The sequence below is a fragment of the Protofrankia symbiont of Coriaria ruscifolia genome, from assembly GCF_900634745.1.
In the GTDB taxonomy this organism is placed as follows: domain Bacteria; phylum Actinomycetota; class Actinomycetes; order Frankiales; family Frankiaceae; genus Protofrankia; species Protofrankia californiensis.
This window is the reverse complement of sequence record NZ_CAAAFR010000184.1, coordinates 1-16,876: the sequence shown is the minus strand read 5'-3', so window position 1 is coordinate 16,876 and position 16,876 is coordinate 1. Positions and strand designations below refer to the sequence as shown.

14 protein-coding genes and 1 tRNA gene are annotated in these 16,876 nt (G+C 68.1%); 6 read left to right on the top strand and 9 right to left on the bottom strand.

Annotated features, from left to right (window positions below; translation table 11 throughout):
- Position 1 precedes the first annotated feature (1 nt).
- The 3 genes from CV1CTNOD_RS21040 to CV1CTNOD_RS21030 all read left to right on the top strand — a co-directional run bounded on the left by CV1CTNOD_RS21040 (position 2) and on the right by CV1CTNOD_RS21030 (position 4,264).
- Positions 2–1,588 (top strand): NADH-quinone oxidoreductase subunit M, encoded by a 1,587-nt coding sequence (locus tag CV1CTNOD_RS21040; RefSeq protein WP_131787701.1) that lies wholly within the window; start codon positions 2–4, stop codon positions 1,586–1,588.
- 35 nt (positions 1,589–1,623) lie between these two features.
- Positions 1,624–3,195, top strand: coding sequence for an NADH-quinone oxidoreductase subunit NuoN (gene nuoN / locus CV1CTNOD_RS21035; RefSeq protein ID WP_131787780.1), 1,572 nt, complete (start codon positions 1,624–1,626; stop codon positions 3,193–3,195).
- Positions 3,196–3,262: 67 nt separating this feature from the next.
- Positions 3,263–4,264, top strand: coding sequence for a polyprenyl synthetase family protein (locus CV1CTNOD_RS21030; protein ID WP_131787700.1), 1,002 nt, complete (start codon positions 3,263–3,265; stop codon positions 4,262–4,264).
- A gap of 128 nt (positions 4,265–4,392) precedes the next feature.
- Here the strand turns inward: CV1CTNOD_RS21030 and CV1CTNOD_RS21025 are convergent, their stop codons facing one another.
- From CV1CTNOD_RS21025 to CV1CTNOD_RS21015, 3 genes are all read right to left on the bottom strand, one after another.
- Positions 4,393–5,760: a hypothetical protein gene (locus tag CV1CTNOD_RS21025; protein WP_131787699.1), complete on the bottom strand. Its 1,368-nt coding sequence runs from the start codon at positions 5,758–5,760 to the stop codon at positions 4,393–4,395.
- A 453-nt stretch (positions 5,761–6,213) separates the two neighbouring features.
- Positions 6,214–7,275: a 2-oxoacid:ferredoxin oxidoreductase subunit beta gene (locus tag CV1CTNOD_RS21020; RefSeq protein WP_131787698.1), complete on the bottom strand. Its 1,062-nt coding sequence runs from the start codon at positions 7,273–7,275 to the stop codon at positions 6,214–6,216.
- Positions 7,272–9,158: a 2-oxoacid:acceptor oxidoreductase subunit alpha gene (locus CV1CTNOD_RS21015; RefSeq protein ID WP_131787697.1), complete on the bottom strand. Its 1,887-nt coding sequence runs from the start codon at positions 9,156–9,158 to the stop codon at positions 7,272–7,274. Before CV1CTNOD_RS21015 ends, CV1CTNOD_RS21020 begins: the two co-directional genes overlap by 4 nt.
- Positions 9,159–9,584: 426 nt before the next feature.
- Between CV1CTNOD_RS21015 and CV1CTNOD_RS21010 the strand changes: the two genes are divergently transcribed.
- Together CV1CTNOD_RS21010 and htpX are read left to right on the top strand one after the other, a co-directional pair.
- The gene (locus CV1CTNOD_RS21010; RefSeq protein ID WP_165485656.1) at positions 9,585–10,532 is read left to right on the top strand and encodes a Rossmann-like and DUF2520 domain-containing protein; all 948 of its coding nucleotides are present in this window, start codon (positions 9,585–9,587) and stop codon (positions 10,530–10,532) included.
- A 191-nt stretch (positions 10,533–10,723) separates the two neighbouring features.
- On the top strand, positions 10,724–11,602 hold the full coding sequence (gene htpX, locus CV1CTNOD_RS21005) for a zinc metalloprotease HtpX (RefSeq protein ID WP_131787778.1): 879 nt from the start codon (positions 10,724–10,726) through the stop codon (positions 11,600–11,602).
- A 611-nt stretch (positions 11,603–12,213) separates the two neighbouring features.
- Here the strand turns inward: htpX and CV1CTNOD_RS21000 are convergent.
- Entirely contained in the window at positions 12,214–12,702 is a 489-nt protein-coding gene (locus CV1CTNOD_RS21000; RefSeq protein WP_131787696.1) for a YajQ family cyclic di-GMP-binding protein, read from the bottom strand.
- A gap of 267 nt (positions 12,703–12,969) precedes the next feature.
- On the opposite strand from CV1CTNOD_RS21000, the gene CV1CTNOD_RS20995 reads away from it, so the two are divergent.
- Positions 12,970–13,051, top strand: a tRNA-Tyr gene (locus CV1CTNOD_RS20995).
- 123 nt (positions 13,052–13,174) lie between these two features.
- On the opposite strand, the gene CV1CTNOD_RS27025 is transcribed toward CV1CTNOD_RS20995, so the two are convergent.
- The 5 genes from CV1CTNOD_RS27025 to CV1CTNOD_RS20970 form a co-directional block, all read right to left on the bottom strand.
- Entirely contained in the window at positions 13,175–13,867 is a 693-nt protein-coding gene (locus CV1CTNOD_RS27025) for a tyrosine-type recombinase/integrase (RefSeq protein ID WP_131787695.1), read from the bottom strand.
- Between the two features lie 641 nt (positions 13,868–14,508).
- Positions 14,509–14,748, bottom strand: a complete 240-nt coding sequence (locus CV1CTNOD_RS25065) for a hypothetical protein (protein ID WP_165485654.1) — start codon at positions 14,746–14,748, stop codon at positions 14,509–14,511.
- Positions 14,745–15,119, bottom strand: a complete 375-nt coding sequence (locus CV1CTNOD_RS20980) for a hypothetical protein (protein WP_242606887.1) — start codon at positions 15,117–15,119, stop codon at positions 14,745–14,747. Before CV1CTNOD_RS20980 ends, CV1CTNOD_RS25065 begins: the two co-directional genes overlap by 4 nt.
- Complete coding sequence (locus tag CV1CTNOD_RS20975; protein ID WP_131787693.1) at positions 15,116–15,382, bottom strand: helix-turn-helix domain-containing protein; 267 nt, start codon at positions 15,380–15,382, stop codon at positions 15,116–15,118. Before CV1CTNOD_RS20975 ends, CV1CTNOD_RS20980 begins: the two co-directional genes overlap by 4 nt.
- A complete protein-coding gene (locus CV1CTNOD_RS20970) occupies positions 15,379–16,710 on the bottom strand; it encodes a sigma-70 family RNA polymerase sigma factor (protein ID WP_131787692.1) in 1,332 nt (443 codons plus the stop codon). Before CV1CTNOD_RS20970 ends, CV1CTNOD_RS20975 begins: the two co-directional genes overlap by 4 nt.
- Positions 16,711–16,876: the final 166 nt, after the last annotated feature.

Sequence of the window (16,876 nt, the reverse complement as noted above, 5' to 3'; positions counted from 1 at the left end):
CGTGAACAGTTTTCCGTGGTTGACATTCCTGCTCGTTCTCCCGGCTGCCGCGGCGGTCGTCGTCGCGGCCGTTCCGCGGGGGCTGGGCACGCTGGCCAAGCAGATCACTCTGGCGGTCACGCTCGTCGAGTTCGTGCTGGCGCTGCTCGCGACCATCGCGTACGAGCCGTCGCGGGCCGGGTTCCAGTTCGCTCAGAAGTATTCCTGGATCAAGCAGTTCGGCGTGTCCTACTCGGTGGGAGCCGACGGGATCTCGCTGGTGCTGATCCTGCTCGCGACGCTGCTGGTGCCGGTCGTCGTCCTCGCCTCCTGGGACGAGGTCAGCGACGCCGGCCAGCCGGGTACGTCCGTTGCGGGCAGGCGTAGCGTCCCGGCGTTCTTCGCCCTGTTGCTCGCGCTCGAGGCGGGGATGATCGGTGTGTTCGCCGCCACCGACGTCTTCCTGTTCTACGTCTTCTTCGAGGCGATGCTGATCCCGATGTACTTCCTGATCGGGAGCTACGGGCTGGCGAAGGAGCAGGCGCAGCGATCCTACGCGGCAGTGAAGTTCCTGCTGTACAGCCTGTTCGGTGGGCTGCTCATGCTCGCCGCGGTGATCGGTCTGTACGTTGTCTCAGCCGATCAGCTCGGCACCGGCACCTTCGACTTCGCCACCCTCCGCCAGATGGACATCACACCTGGTGTCCAGAAGCTGCTCTTCCTGGGCTTTTTCATTGCCTTCGCCATCAAGGCACCGCTGTTCCCCTTCCACACGTGGCTGCCGGACGCGGGTGCGCAGTCGCCGACAGGCGGCGCGATCCTGCTGGTGGGCGTCCTGGACAAGGTCGGGACCTTCGGGCTGATCCGGTACTGCATCCCGCTGTTCCCGGACGCCTCGTCCTACTTCGCGCCCATGGTGCTCGCGCTGGCGGTGATCGGAATCTTCTACGGCGCGCTGCTCGCCATCGGCCAGCGGGACATGAAACGCCTGGTGGCGTACACCTCGCTGGCCCACTTCGGCTTCATCGCGATGGGAACCTTCGCGTTGACGTCGCAGGCGGGGACCGGCGCCGTCCTCTACATGGTCAACCACGGGCTCTCGACGGGCCTGCTCTTCCTCGTCGTCGGCTTCCTGGTGGCCCGGCGCGGTAGCCGGGACGTGGGTGCCTACGGCGGCATGGCGCAGGTCACACCGATACTGGCCGGTGTCTTCCTCGTCGCGGGTTTGTCGTCGTTGGCACTGCCCGGCCTGAACAGCTTCGTCAGCGAGTTCCTGGTGCTGGTCGGGACGTTCACCCAGTACCGGGCACTGGCCATCGTGGCCACCTGCGGCATCGTGCTCGCCGCGATCTACATCCTCTACCTCTACCAGCGGACGATGACAGGTCCGCTGGTACATGAGGATGCTCGTGGGGTGCTCGACCTCAGCGTCCGGGAGAAGATCGTGGTTGCACCGGTGGTTGCCCTGATCGTCGCTCTCGGTGTCTACCCGAAGCCGCTCATCGACATCATCCGGCCGACCGTCACGGCCACGTTCGAAGACGCCGGGCATACCGATCCCGCACCAACCGCCCCCGTGAACGCAAGCCAGCCCGGAGGCCACTCGTGAGTGCCACAGCATCCGCCATCGCCGGCCAGGACGCGCTGGCCCAGCACATCCTGGCCCAGAGCACACAGGGGACGATCGACGTCCCGACGATCCAGTACAGCGCGCTGAGCCCGATCATCATCGTCTTCGGGGTGGCGCTGGCGGGTGTTCTCATCGACGCGTTCGCGCCGGCCAAGGCCCGTCGGGGGATCCAGCCGTTGCTGGCCGCGGCGGGGTTCGTGGCCGCGTTCGTGGCGGTCGTCCTGCTGCACACCCGACGACAGGTGCTGGCGGCGGGGTCGCTGGCTATCGACGGCCCCACGCTGTTCATGGAAGGCGCCATCCTGGCGTTCGCCCTGCTCGCGGTGCTACTGGTCGCCGAGCGGCGGCTGGATTCCTCCGGCGGCGCGATCGTGGCGTCGGCGGCGATCACACCGGGATCGCCGGGGGCGGCCGCCCAACGCTCCTCCGCCGAGGTACAGACCGAGGTGTACCCGCTCATGGCGTTCTCGGTGGCCGGGATGCTGCTGTTCGTCTCCTCGAACACGCTTCTGATCATGTTTATCGCGTTGGAGATCCTGTCCCTGCCGCTGTACCTGCTCGCCGGCCTGGCCCGCCGCCATCGCCTGCTGTCGCAGGAAGCGGCGATGAAGTATTTCCTGCTCGGTGCCTTCTCGTCAGCATTCTTTATCTATGGCCTGGCTTTTATCTACGGTTATGCCGGCAGCGTCAACCTCGGCCGGATCGCCGATGCCGCGGGTAAGGTCGGCGCGAACGACACCTACCTCTACCTGGGCATGGCCCTGCTCGGCATCGGCCTGTTCTTCAAGATCGGTGCTGCGCCGTTCCACTCCTGGACACCGGACGTCTACCAGGGCGCACCGACCCCGATCACGGCTTTCATGGCCGCGGGTACGAAGGTGGCGGCGTTCGGTGCGCTGCTGCGGGTGTTCTACGTGTCCTTCGGTGGGTTGCGCTGGGACTGGCGGCCGATGGTCTGGATCATCGCGATCCTGACCATGGTCGTCGGTGCGGTGCTGGCGCTGACCCAGCGCGACATCAAGCGGATGCTGGCCTACTCGGCAGTCGCTCATGCCGGCTTCCTGCTCACCGGCCTCGCCGCGGCCAACAGCGACGGGCTGAGCGGATCACTGTTCTACCTGGTCGCCTACGGCTTCACGACGATCGCCGCGTTCGGCCTGGTCACCATGGTCCGTACCGGGGACGGCGAGGCGAGCGATCTGTCCCAGTGGCAGGGGCTCGGGCGGCGGTCCCCGGTGCTCGCGGGCATCTTCGCCTTCCTGCTCCTCGCACTTGCCGGCATCCCGCTCACCAGCGGATTCACCGGGAAGTTCGCCGTCTTCCAGGCTGCTGTCGCCGGTGACGCGACTCCGTTGGTGGTCGTCGCGCTGATCACCAGCGCGATCGCCGCCTTCTTCTACGTTCGGGTGATCGTTCTGATGTTCTTCCAGGAACCGGGTGCGGACGGCCCCATAATTGTCACTCGTCCGACACTTACCTATGCGGCTGTCGGTATCGGCGCGATCATGACGCTCCTGCTGGGAGTTGCACCACAGCCTCTACTCGAGCTTGCCGGTACCGCGGCCACGTCCGGCTTCGTACGCTGACGCCTAGCTGGCCGAAGAGTGCGCGATCATGGTTGTTTCGCGCGCTCGGAGGCCCCAAGGAACCTACATGAGCACAACGGGGCTGGATCTTGCGGGAATCAGGGCCGACCCTGATCTGGAGCAGGCTATTCGTCGTGGCCTCGACGAGGTCGAACGGATGCTGCGCGACACCGTCCGTAGCAACGTGCCGTTCGTCACCGAGACGTCCCGGCATCTCGTGGACGCCGGTGGCAAGCGCTTTCGACCGATGGTCGTGCTGCTCGCGGCCCATTTCGGCGACCCGGACGCCATCGGCGTGCTGCCGGCCGCGGTGGCGATCGAACTCACCCATCTGTCGACGCTGTACCACGACGACGTCATGGACGAAGCGCCGTTGCGACGGGGAGCGGCCTCGGCGAACGTCCGATGGACCAACACGATCGCGATCCTCACCGGCGACTTCCTGTTCGCGCGGGCCTCGGACATCACCGCCGATCTGGGGCCGGAGGCAACCCGCATCCTGGCCCGCACGATCGCGACCCTGTGCGAGGGTCAGATCCGGGAAACCGTCGGGCCGGTGCCGGGACAGGACCCCGTCGACCACTACCTTCGTGTGATCAGCGAAAAGACCGCGTCACTGATTGCCACGTCAGGCCGGCTCGGTGCGATGCTCGCCGGTGCCGATCCCTTCACCGTGGACACCCTTGCTACTTTCGGTGAACGGTTCGGGGTGGCCTTCCAGCTTTCCGACGATCTCATCGACGTCGCCTCCGACCCGTCCGCATCCGGTAAGACACCCGGCACCGATCTGCTCGAGGGAATTCCCACGCTGCCGGTGCTCTACGCGCTCCAGGAGGACGATGCTGCCGCAGCCCGGCTGCGCAGCCTCATGCGGGACGGCTTCGCCGTGGAAGGAGCGCTCGCCGAGGCGCTGGACCTGCTGCGCGGTCACCCGGCCATGGGACGTGCCCGTCGTGAGGTGGCGCGCTGGGCGGGGCAGGCGCGCAACTGCCTGACCTCGTTGGAGAAGGGTCCAGCCAGGACCGCGCTGGAGGCGCTCGCCGACTACGTGATCGATCGCACCGGATAACCGGTGCCAGGGCCTGTCTGGTGAATCTTCAACTATCCATCAGACAGGCCCTGGGAGCCGCACTGCTCGCGCAGCTCCTACTCCGTGTGCACCTGGGCTGTTCCCGGTCCGTCCCTATCTGCTACTTGCTACCTGCTCAGTGGCGAGACCGGTGGGGGATCGTAGAACTCGACCAGCTTGGTGGGATTGTCGGTGGCTGCCCTGGCCTCTCCGGCGGAGGGCTCCGGGGCAGCCGGCGCAGCGGCCGTGCCCGAGTTTGCCGCGCCTGCAGCCGCGGCATTCTCCGGCAGCTGCCTGGCTGGCGCGCTGCCCCCGCCGGTCGCCGACGGGGCCGGTAGCGGGGTCGCCGGCGGGGTGGTGGTTGCCAGACTGGTGGTTGCCGGGGTGCTGGCAGGCACCTCCGCTGAGGGCGTCTGACCTGCCCCGGGCTCCCTCGACGTTGTCACGCTCGGTTCACCGGCCGGTTCGCCGACCTGACCGTTGTCGACCGGCTCCGCTGCCGCCCCACCCGTGGACGGCGGCTGATCGACGCCGGGTTGTGTCGACGGCGCGAGCGGGCGGGCCGGCGGGTCGATCCCACTGGTGGTGGTGCCGGGATAGGTGCTGGAAGCCTGCGGGAGATCCATCCCGGTGGAGTCGAGAACACCGGCTGCCCAGAGTAGATCGTTCCCGGTGGAGCCTGTTTCAGGGATGCCCGAGTTGGGCGTGGCGGCGGTCTGCGGCGGAGCAGCCAGCCGTGCCCACGGCCTGTGAGCGTCACGAGGAGTCCTGATAGCCGTCGGCCTGAAAGCCGACGGTGTGTCCCCCAGCCCGACGGACGGTGCCGCGGCGGCTGCCCCGAGCTCGACGGTTTGCTCATCATGGCTGCTGGCCAGGGCCATGCCGGTCAGCAGGGCGGAGATCCCGGCGATGGAAGCGGTACCCGTGACGACTAAGCGGCTGCGACCCTGCCTGGCGGCGACGTCCCGATGTGCGCCACGGCGCGTGCCAGACGAGCGCCTGTTATCCGACTGCGTTCCGCCGGTGCCAGAGTCGAATGTCTCCGGCACCGGCGTGCCCGTCGTGCGTCCCACGGAGCGGATCGCCGTCCGCGCCTCACGCCCCCCGATCCTCTGGATGCCGGACGTGGTGCGCCCCGTGGTCCAGTCACTGCGCCGCGCCGAGGCGCTGAACGGGATCGGCCCGCTCAGCGTGTCCAGTTCGCCGGAGTTCCTCAGCTGCTGACGAGGGATGAACATCGCTCCCGGCCGTGGCGGCACCGGCTCGGGGAACGTCGGTGTGACCGGTTGCGATTTCGGACGGGCGTCGCGTTTCCGGAAGATTCGTGGCGATCTGACGGGTTCGGTCACCGTGGAGCTGTCGGGGGCCATTTCACTGACAGCCGCCCGCCTGCTGCTCGGTGCGCTGGCGACTGCGGGCGCACGGTCGAAACCGGTTCGGTGTGGGTCGGCTGCCGCCTGCTTCCGTGAGTGCCGGCCGGCGGAATGGTTACCCACGGCCCACCTCGCCTGCCGTGGGAAGTGATACCCGGGGAGAAGTCCGTCGGGTCTGCCGGCAATGGGACGATCTGTCCTGCACTGTTCCTCCGGATCGGTAGCTCACGGTAGCCCCCGAGCCCCAGCACCCGCCCGACCGGTACGGAGATCCAGAAAGGCGGATTCGGGATGCCAGACGTGGTACGGATCCTAACGTACGAGTCGCGGATATTCCGACGATATGCAGACAACGCTCCGTCAAAGGTGCTATTCGACCGCAGGGCGACCTTCAGGCGACCCGGACGTGAAAAATCATGGCTACGCAATCTTCGGCCCGCGGAGTTCCCTGAAGTCTCCGAGTGTGCGCAAAACCACGGTCACGTGCTCTTCGGCCGGCTGGGCTCCCGGGGCCTGCGAGCGCGCGAGAAGTCACGATCGCGCGCTCTTCGGCCCCGCTGGGAATCGACCGGCGTTCTAGGAAACCGTCCAGGTGTCGCCGCTGCCCAGCAGCTGCATCAGGTCACTTTTGCCCTGGCGGGTCTGTGCGTCGGCGATCTGGCTGTTGAGCTGCTCGTCATAGGTGGGGACGTCCACGTCCCGGAAGACCCCGATCGGCGTGACTCCGGTGGAGCTGCCGGTGACCCGCGACAGCGCGAACGCCAGGCTCGGCTCGGTCGCGTGGGCGTCGTGGACCAGTACACCGTCATCGGTCGCGGCGCACACCTCCAGCTCGCCCGTGGGGCCACGGCGGATGCCCTTGTCGCTCTCCGCGCCGAACACCAGCGGCTCGCCGTGGTTGAGACGCAGGGTCGCGTCGTCCTTGGACGAGCGGTCCTTCAGACTGTCGAACGCTCCGTCGTTGAAGATGTTGCAGTTCTGGAAGATCTCCACGAAGGCCGAGCCGGGGTGGGCGGCGGCCGCACGCAGCACCGAGGTCAGGTGCGCGCGTTCGGAGTCGATCGACCGGGCGACGAAGGACGCCTCGGCGCCGAGCACCAGCGAGATCGGGTTGTAAGGCCGGTCCAGCGAGCCGTACGGGGTCGACTTTGTGATTTTTCCCACTTCTGATGTGGGTGAGTACTGCCCCTTGGTCAACCCGTAGATCTGGTTGTTGAACATCAGAATCTTGATGTTGACGTTGCGGCGGAGCGCGTGGAGCAGGTGGTTGCCACCGATTGACAGTGCGTCACCGTCTCCGGTGACAACCCAGACCGACAGGTCCGGCCGCGAGACCGCGAGACCGGTGGCGATGGCCGGGGCCCGACCGTGGATGGAGTGCATCCCATAGGTCTTCAGGTAGTACGGAAAACGGGAGGAACAGCCGATGCCGGAGATGAACGCAATGTTCTCGCGGGCGATCCCGAGCTCCGGCAGGAATCCCTGGACGGTGGCCAGGATGGCGTAATCACCGCAACCGGGGCACCAGCGGACCTCCTGGTCGGAGGTGAAATCCTTGCGGGTCTGCGGTCGGTCCGCGACGGGGATGAGATCGAGCAGCCGGTTGGTGATACCGGCCTGGTTCGTCGTGACGGTCACTGGTTAATCACGTCCTCCAGGACACCCGCCAGTTCGGCGGCCTTGAACGGAAGCCCGCGGACCTGGTTGTAGCCGATGGCGTCGACCAGGAATTCCGCTCGGACCATGGCCCTGAGCTGACCGAGGTTCATCTCGGGAACGAGGACCTTGTCATAGGCGCGCAGCACTTCGCCGGTGTTCTCGGGAAACGGGAAAAGGTGGCGCAGGTGTGCGTGGGCGACATGCAGGCCCTTCGCGCGGACGCGCCGGCATCCGGCCGCGATCGGCCCGTAGGTCGAACCCCAGCCGAGGACGAGCACCCGAGCCTGACCGGAGGGATCGTCCACCTCAAGGGCGGCGATGTCGCGCGCGATACCCTCGATCTTCGCCTGGCGCAGGCGCACCATGCGGTCGTGGTTCGCCGGGTCGTAGGAGATGCCACCGGAGCCGTCGGCCTTTTCCAGACCGCCGATGCGGTGCTCCAGCCCGGGGGTGCCGGGCACTGCCCACGGCCGGGCGAGCGTCTCGCTGTCGCGAAGGTATGGCCAGAACTCCGGACCGTTGTCGCCGGTGTGGTTCGGCCCGGTCGCGAACGCCACCTGAAGGTCGGGCAGGTCGGCACGGTCAGGCAGCAGCCACGGTTCGGACCCGTTGGCGAGATAGCCGTCCGACAGCAGGATGACGGGTGTCCGGTACTTCGTCGCCAGGCGTACGGCCTCGATGGCGGCGTCGAAACAGTCCGTCGGGGAGCGGGGGGCGATCACGGGCAGCGGCGCCTCGCCGTTACGGCCGTACACGGCCATGCTGAGGTCTGCCTGCTCGGTCTTGGTCGGCAGCCCGGTGGACGGTCCACCTCGCTGGATGTCGACGATGACCAGCGGGAGCTCGAGGGCCACCGCGAGGCCGATGGTCTCGGTCTTCAGGGCCAGGCCAGGTCCTGACGTCGTGGTGACACCGAGCGAACCACCGAAGGAGGCTCCGAGGGCGGCACCGACACCGGCGATCTCGTCCTCGGCCTGGAAGGTCCGCACCCCGAAGCGCTTGTGCTTGCTCAGCTCGTGCAGGATGTCGGAGGCCGGGGTGATCGGGTAGGAGCCCAGGAACAGCGGCAGTTCGGTGAGCTCGGCGGCGGCGATCAGCCCGTAGGACAGCGCGAGGTTCCCGGAGACGCGACGGTATTTGCCCGGCTTCATCCGGGCCGGCGCAACCTCGTAGACGACGGCGAAGGCCTCGGTCGTCTCACCGTAGTTGTAGCCGGCGCGCAGCGCCGCGATGTTCGCGGCGGCGATCTCGGGGCGTTTTGCGAACTTCTTCTCAAGAAATGCGACGACGCCGTCGGTGGGCCGCTGGTAGAGCCAGCTCATGAGGCCGAGGGCGAACATGTTCTTTGCCCGCTCGGCCTCTTTCTTGTTGACGGTTCCGGCGCTGCTCTCCAGCGCGTTCACCGCGTCGATGGTCATCGACGACAGGGGCACCCGGTGCACTCGGTACTCGTCCAGCGTGCCGTCGGTGAGAGGGTCGGAGGAATATCCAGCCTTTTTCAGGTTGGCGCCGGTGAAGGCATCGGTGTTGATGACGAGGTCGGAGCCGTTCGGCAGGTCCTTCAGATTCGATTTCAGCGCTGCCGGATTCATCGCCACCAGCATGTTCGGGGCGTCCCCGGGCGTCAGAATATCGTGATCGGAGAAATGCAGCTGAAATCCTGACACGCCGGCCGGTGTGCCGGCTGGGGCGCGGATTTCCGCCGGAAAGTCCGGCAGGGTGGACAAGTCGTTGCCGAACGCCGCTGTCTCGCTGGTGAACTGCTCCCCGGTGAGCTGCATCCCGTCGCCTGAGTCACCGGCGAACCGGATGACAACCCGGTCGAGTCGATGGATTTGACGGTCCCTGACCTGGCCTGACACGTTGTGTGACCTCCTCGGGTACCACTTGAGCGTACCGGTCGGACTATTGGCGTGGGGCGCAACGTCCCGACGGGGTCAGGTCTGTGTGATGAATATGACACGTGCTGACCGGAGCGGCTCGCCGGTCGTCGAGTGGGGACCGGCGGTAAACGCGCGGGCATCTTCCGGCGCATGCGGTAAAAAGCGAGGATTCTCACCAGAATACCCGCAAACATTGCGTAAACATTGCGTGATCAGACGTGTCCGTCAGCTTCCTGAATGCTACCAGGAGTCCGTGCCGTGCCGGTCGTGTGGGGAACGCGCGGAGGAGAAAGAGTCCCGCGGCCGGTGGGGGCTTTACGGCCGGTGGGGACAAAGAGGTGTACGGCCGGTGGGGACCTTACAGCCGGTGGGGTTGGGCGGGACCTCCGGTGAGACCATGGCCTGGTGGCCGGGGACGCGGATACTGCCAAAGGCGTCGACGCCGCCGCGCAACGACCTGTGGTCCGGACGGCGTGCGCGGGAGGGAAGCCGCGAGTCGGGATCGTCGGCCTCGGACGGGCGGGGAGCGCACTCGGGACGGCGCTGTCGGACGCCGGCTATCCGGTGGTGGCGGTGCATGCGCGCTCCGTCACAGCATTGGAGCGTGCTCGTGTCCGCTTCCCAGCAGCGTGGGTCGGGACGCCGGCGGCGGTGGCCGAAGCATCCGATGTGGCTATTCTCACAGTTTCCGATGATATGATTCGGGACGTCGCCGGCGACATCGCGAGTGCCGGTGCCCTGCGGGCAGGGCAGGTTGTCGTGCATGCCAGCGGACGGCACGGTACGGACGTCCTGCATCCCGTTCTCGCCAGTGGGGCGTTCCGTGCGGCAGTACATCCGATCATGACGTTGAGCGGTGCCGCCGACGACGCGGGCCGGCTGGCGGGAGCCGGGTTCGGGGTGACCGCCGACCCGGGCGCGCAGCCGGTCGTCAACGCGCTCGTGACCGCTGTCGGCGGCCGGGTCGTTTCGGTGCCCGAGCAGGCACGGACGGCCTACCACGCCGCCGTCGTCCTGGGAGCCAACTACTTGGCGACGCTGGTCACAGCCACCCTCGAGCTGCTGGAAACCCTCGGCGTCGGGCAGCCGGCGGACGCTGTCGCGCCGCTGCTGGAGCAGTCGCTGCGCAACGCCCTTGAGCGTGGTCCGGCGGCGCTGACCGGTCCGGTCCGGCGCGGGGACACCGAGACCGTGCGGGCGCATCTGGGTGCTCTCGCGGCGCTTGATCAGAGTGCGGCGTCGGCGTATGCGGCCCTGGCGGCCCTCACCGTCGACCAGCTCGAGCGGGCAGGACTGGCCGGTGTCGAACTGGCCGCGGGCATCCGGGACGTTCTCGGCACAGCCGGCGGATAGGGGCCCTGGTCAACGGTCCGGCCGAGGATCGCCGGTAGGGATCACTGATGGGGATCCCCGCTGGATCAGCGGAGCCTCAGTCGTCAAGTGAGTATGCTGTTGCAATCGGTGACCATATGGGGCGGGAACGCTCCCGGTCGATCCGGGCGTTGCTACAGGCGCAACCCTCGAGACGACAGGACACCGACGCCATGTCCCACCGCTACCTCAACGGGCTCAAGACCGCGGTCCTGCTGGGCGTACTGTCCGCGGTGATTCTGTTTGTCGGTTCCCTGTTCGGGAGCCGTGGCCTGCTAATCGCTCTCATTTTCGCCCTCGGTATCAACGGGGTCTCATACTTCTTTTCGGACAAGCTGGCCCTGCGCGCGATGCGGGCTTATCCCGTCAGCCAGATCCAACAGCCACGTCTGTACGCGATCGTCCACGAGCTCGCGACCCGGGCGCGGATGCCGATGCCGCGGCTCTACATCAGCCCGACCGCGGCGCCCAACGCATTCGCGACCGGCCGTAACCCGCGCAACGCCGCGGTGTGCTGTACCGCGGGAATCCTGGAAATCATGGATGATCGTGAGCTGCGCGGGGTCCTGGGCCATGAGCTCAGCCACGTCCACAACCGGGACATCCTCATCGCCTCCGTCGCCGGCGCGCTCGCGAGCGTCATCGTCTACCTGGCGCACTTCGCCCAGTTCGCGGCCATCTTCGGGATAGGCCGCGGGGACGACGACGACGGTCCGGGCATCCTGGAGATCATGCTGTTCATCGTGCTGGGGCCGATCGCGGCGGCGATCATCCAGCTCGCCATCAGCCGGGCCCGGGAGTACCAGGCCGATTCCTCCGGCGCCACGTTGACCGGCGACCCCCTGGGCCTTGCGCTCGCGCTGCGCAAGCTTCAGGCCGCCGCGACTGCCCGGCCGCTGCCGCAGAGCTCCCAGTTGGCGCCCGTGTCCGCGCTCATGATTGCCAATCCGTTCCGGGGTGGTGGCGTCGGCCAGATGTTCAGCACACACCCGCCGATGGAGCGCCGGATCGAGCGGCTGGAGGGGATGGCCCGGATCGACCCTTACCGTTGAATCCTCGCGAGGAAGTCGTATTCTGAAAAGGCCTGAGCCGCAGGCCCAGAACCTCAGGCTCAGACCTCGCGGCCGCGGAACCTCAGACTCGCGGCGGGGCAAACCCCCAGGCCTCGCCGTGCGGCACCCCGCCCGAAACCCCCCATCGGGCGGGGTGCACCCTTTTTGTGGAATATGTTCCAGGCGGCCGGGCCACCCTGTGCCCGGCCGCGACCCGGGGACCTGGGCCTCCGCCGACGGGAGAAGCATGATCCCGGTCCTTTGGTCCTTTGGTCCTTTGGCCGGCTGGGAGGGAAGTGGCTACGCTGCTGCGCCGACCGCCTGGGTCGGCCGCCGGCGTACCCATCGCTTCCGGTACCCGTCCAGTACCTGCGGCCGGGCCTGACGCCACCGGTCCGGCGTCCGCCCTGGCGGGACATCCGCTCGTGGAGCGTCGGTCAAGCAGCGCAGATCCATTTCGAAGTCGACCAAGAATTCATGATCAAAAATCGTCGAATCACGAAAATGAGGAGTGGACGGTCGTGACAGCAGCCGTTTTCGCACTCATCTCTTGATCAGAATCTCTTGATCGAAACAGGACGCGTGAGTACCTGGCCGGTCCTCTGACGCTACTAGCGGTAATTGACGAACTGGAGAGGCAGCCCGAAGTCGTCCTCCTTGAGTATCTGGATAATCCGCTGGAGATCGTCCCGCTTCTTGCCGGTGACGCGGAGCTGGTCTCCCTGGATCTGGGCCTGGATGCCTTTCGGGCCGTCGGTCCGGATCTTCTTGGAGATCGCCTTGGCCTTGTCGTCGGCGATGCCCTGCTGGACGGTCACGACCAGTTTGTGTTCCTTGCCGGCCTGCGTGGGCTCGTCATGCTGCAGGGCCTTGAGCGAGATGCCGCGCTTGACCCACTTCTCCTGCAGCACGTCCAGCACCGCCTTGACCCGTTCCTCGGTACTCGCGGTGAGCAGGATGGACTCACCTGACCACGCTGCCGACGCTCCCGTGTCGCGGAAGTCGAAGCGGGTCCGCACCTCCTTGGCGGTCTGGTTGATCGCGTTGTCGATCTCCTGACGGTCGACCTTGCTCACGATGTCGAACGACGGGTCCGCCACGACGAAGCGCCTCCTTGTTGTCTCGGTTGCCCGCGCACCTGGCGCAGATCTTCGTATCCGTGCGTCGCGCGTGCCTGCGACGCCCGCCCCCGAGTCTGCCCAGACTCCAGCGTGGGGCATATCTGTGGCCCGAGGGCCAAAGGCAGAGCGATCATGCTTCTCCACAGAGGTCCAGATCCCCGAGGCGCCACGTGGGTTGGAAGGGAGCGTCCGTAGACGGGAGGGTGCGTCGAAGCACGTGCTCCATCCCGTATGCTGTCCACCAACGGCAGGTTGCCCGAGTGGCCAAAGGGAGCGGTCTGTAAAACCGCCGGCTCAGCCTACGTTGGTTCGAACCCAACACCTGCCACCGCCCCCCGGGTTCACCCGGAACATGCTGCGGCAAAGGCCCTGGAGGCGCTCCGGGGCCTTTCTCATGCCCGCGGTCGGTCCCGGCTTCTGCCGGCTGGCCGTGGACAATACGTGGACACGATCATCGGTCGACGCCGAGGGTCAGTGCCGCCTCAATCCGCTTGCGGGCCGCGATGTCGTCGCCATCCACGCACTTGGCGTAGACCTTCAGCAGGACGGCCACGCTGTGCCCGGTCCACTCGGCTACCTGCTGCGACGAGACTCCGGCGTTCAACCACCCCGACAGGCAGGCATGACGCAAGTCATAGACCCGACGGGCGAGCGGCCCTGCCGCCTGCGCCGAGGTAAGGGCGTCGGCCCGCGCGGCGGCCCACACCCGCCCGACCACCGAATCGCTGACCTCACCTCCCCGCATCCCGGTGAACAGACGGCCGTCGGCGGCGAACCCGAAATCGGCGATGTGCCGGCGGAGGATCGCGACCAGCGGCGGGCAGGTGGGGACGGGGCGGGTGTCCCCGATCGCCCGGTGCTTCAACTGCCGGGCCGGCGCGATCTCCTGACCGTCAGGCAGCTGTTCGTCGAGCCAGCCGGCGCCGGTCCCAGGCCGGGATGTCGCCAGCCGGAGCGCCCCCCACTGGTCTTCCGCGTCCTCGCCGGGAAGCTCCACGGTGTCTTCGTCCAGGGCGTTGATCTCCCCCGGGCGGAGCCCGGCGTAGTAGGCCACGGCGTAGTAGGCGACCAGGCGTCGACCGACATCCCCCTGCCGGCTGACCGCATCCAGTAGCGCCCGGGCCTGCTGGTGGTTGCACACCACCCGGCGGTCGACCTTGTTCCACCTGCTTCGGCACTGTCCACGTCAACCCGGGGAGCGGGTTGACGTCCAGGTCGCGCCGTTCCACCGCGTAGTCGAGCGCGCCGAAGAACACCGCGCGTTTGCGCATCACTGTGTTCGCGGCGGCCGGCCGACCGTCCAGCTTCCGGGCTATCCGATCCAACGCACTGCGGGCGATGTCCGGTTCGGCCAAGTCGGTGAGCGGCCGAGAGTGCTCAGCGAGCCATGCGAGCGTGGCGGCCAGGTGCTCGGGTGGCTCCAGCTCGACCCGGGGGCGATGCGGGCCGGCATCCGCAGTCCGTGTCCCGGTGCGGAACACCAACGCGTAGAGCGCTTCCCGGACGAGTTCGGCATGCACGGCCGACGGGTCGGCGGTCAGGAGCGCCGGGGTGACGGTCGTCAGCGCGTCGGCGATCGTGGCCCGCGACTTCGGCGCCGCGCTCCACCACTTCAGGTCGGCGAAGTCGCGTGCGTGCTCCAACCACGTACGCTCCGGCTCCGGCTCTGGCTCGGGTTGATGACCGCGTCATCGCCACCGGCTGCCGGTACCGCCGGAGTCCACGGCCGGAGCGGGACAACATCACCCACGTCGGGGTTCTCCTTGCTCAGGCGCACGGGCGCGGTCACCGCTCCCACCCCCCGCCAGGCGTCCAGTCGGCCGGGAGCAGGAGAGTCGAGGCGCCCAGCGGGGATATCCCGAGCGTCGTGGACACGGCCACGTCGACCCGTTCGGCCGCGTCGACGATCGCCACGACGATCAGACCGGTGATGCGCAGGACCAGGACGACGACGGCCACCGCGACCACGGCGGCGGCCGCCCACAGGGGCAGCACGCGGAGTTCGGCGCGGATGTCGGGTTTCATCGCGGGGTCACCTCCGCCCGCCGCAGCGCTGACAGATGGTTACGAACGGTCGACGGCGTGACACCGACCAGCGGGGCCCACACGTTCAGCGTCCAGGTCGCGATCCCGCAGAACCAGCGCAACCCGGTGCCCCAGCCGGATGGGCGCACCCCTGGGTAGCGGGACAGCGCACTGTCCGCGGTGATCGATACGAACAGGGCGATGTCCACGATCGGTGCGAGTAGCCACGCCTGGGGGTCGGCGGTGCCGTGCCCGCGGACGACCTGGTGGACGTTGGCCAGGCTGTACACCGCGACCAGCCCGGCCACCAACCACAGACCGGCATCCAACGCCCGACCCAGCCGGCGGGGATGACGGTCCTCGCGGCTCACACCCCACCTCCCGCTGTCGGGCTGTCCGGGGTGAGCAGGGCACGCAGCTCGGCGGTCACCACGTACACCCGCCCCCCGATCCGCCGGACCGGGAGCTGCCCGGCCTTGGCGTACCGGTACGCCGACGCCCGGGAGAACCCGAGAACCTCCGCGGCCGTCTCGACCGAGATCAGCGGGGTGAGCCCGGCCAACGGGTCGGCCGGGGTGGCGGGGTCGAGGTGCGGGCCGGTGGTCGCGGTGCCGGCCGCGGTGGGCGTGGTCATCGGGAGACTCCTGTTCGGACCGGGGTGAGAAGGTTGCGGGCGGCGGCGATGGTGTCGGGGGCGGTGAACCGGGCGAAGACCTGGACCCGGACCCCGGAGAAGGTGGCTTCCACGGACAACCCGAGAGAGTTCGGGCGGTCGTAGTCGACGGTCAGCGGCAGCCCGAGCGCGCCGACCACCGCGACGAGACCGGCCCGGATCACCGGCGCCTCGCCGGGGTCGGAGGGATTACCGGGGCCGAACACGTCGGCGGTGAGCGTGGGGCGGTCGCCGACGCCGGAAGCGGCCAGGTACAGGTGCGCGCCGGTGGCGTCCAGGGCCTCACCGACCATGGCGAGCAGGGTGATCCCGGCCCGAAGGGCGGCGGTCTGACGCTGCGAGGAGGAACGGGCCTCGATCGTCGGGGCGTGCGACATCAGCGGGCACCGCCCTTCGCCTTGCGGCGGACCAGACCGGTCGGTCGGCCGACCGGTCCCGGTCTCCGGCATGACCGCACGAACCGCGCGGGTCAGTTCCTGCGCGCGGGTCGTGCTCAGCGGGATCTTCCGGGCCTGGAAACCGGCCTTGAGCGTTCGCAGCCCCCACCGGTCCCCGGCGGCCAGGGTCTCGGTGGCGACCTCCAGCGCGATCGGCAGCAGCTCGGCGAGCGGTGCCGCTTTGGGCCGACGGGGCCGGTCGGTGCCGGTCAGCGCCCGGTGCAGGTCCCGCACGGCGATCCGGGTCACATCCGCCACCCGGCGCTCCTCGATGCCGACGACCAGTGCCGTGGTCGCGACCGACTGGCCTTCGAGGTAGCGCAGCTTGGTGACCTGCCGGCACTGCGGCGTCAATGTGGCCAGCGCCGCGACGAACGTTGCGGACAGGCCGGGCGGCGGGGTGCTGTCGGGGCGAGGCATGCTCGCGGCGAGCGTCGCCTTGCCCACGGTCTCCTCGTGCCGCCACCGCTTGCCGAAGTAGCCGTTGAGCACCCGGACCATCACATAGCCGAGCAGCCGGTAGCGGAACGAGCCGTCGGGGAACGACCCGCCGTGGAGCAGCTCCAGCGCGGTGGTGAACACCTCCTGGATGAGGTCGTCCACGTCACCGGGGTCGACACGGCGGCGGTACAGGTGCGAGGCGATCATCCGGGTGTACCGGCGGTACAGCTCCGCGAACGCCGCGGCGTCCCCGGCCGCCGCCCAGACCGCCAACACCTCATCAGCGGTGTCCTCCGCCGTGGTCACCGTCTCCGCCGGCCGGCCCTCGGCCGGGGCGATCTGGACGAGGTCGTAGAGGTCGTGCGGGTTGTCGTCCGGCGAGCCCGGGGCCGCCAGTGCAGGAAGCGTCACAGCGCGTCCTTCCTCCGGTCCCCCGGCACCCGGCCGGGAGACGCACCAACATCAGGTGCGGAAGGCGCCACGACGTGGTCAGACGCTGTACGCTCAAAGAGCGATCCCTAGGAGACCGCTGAAAAGGTCGGCGCGCCTCCCCAAGGTAATGATCCTTTTTGGGATG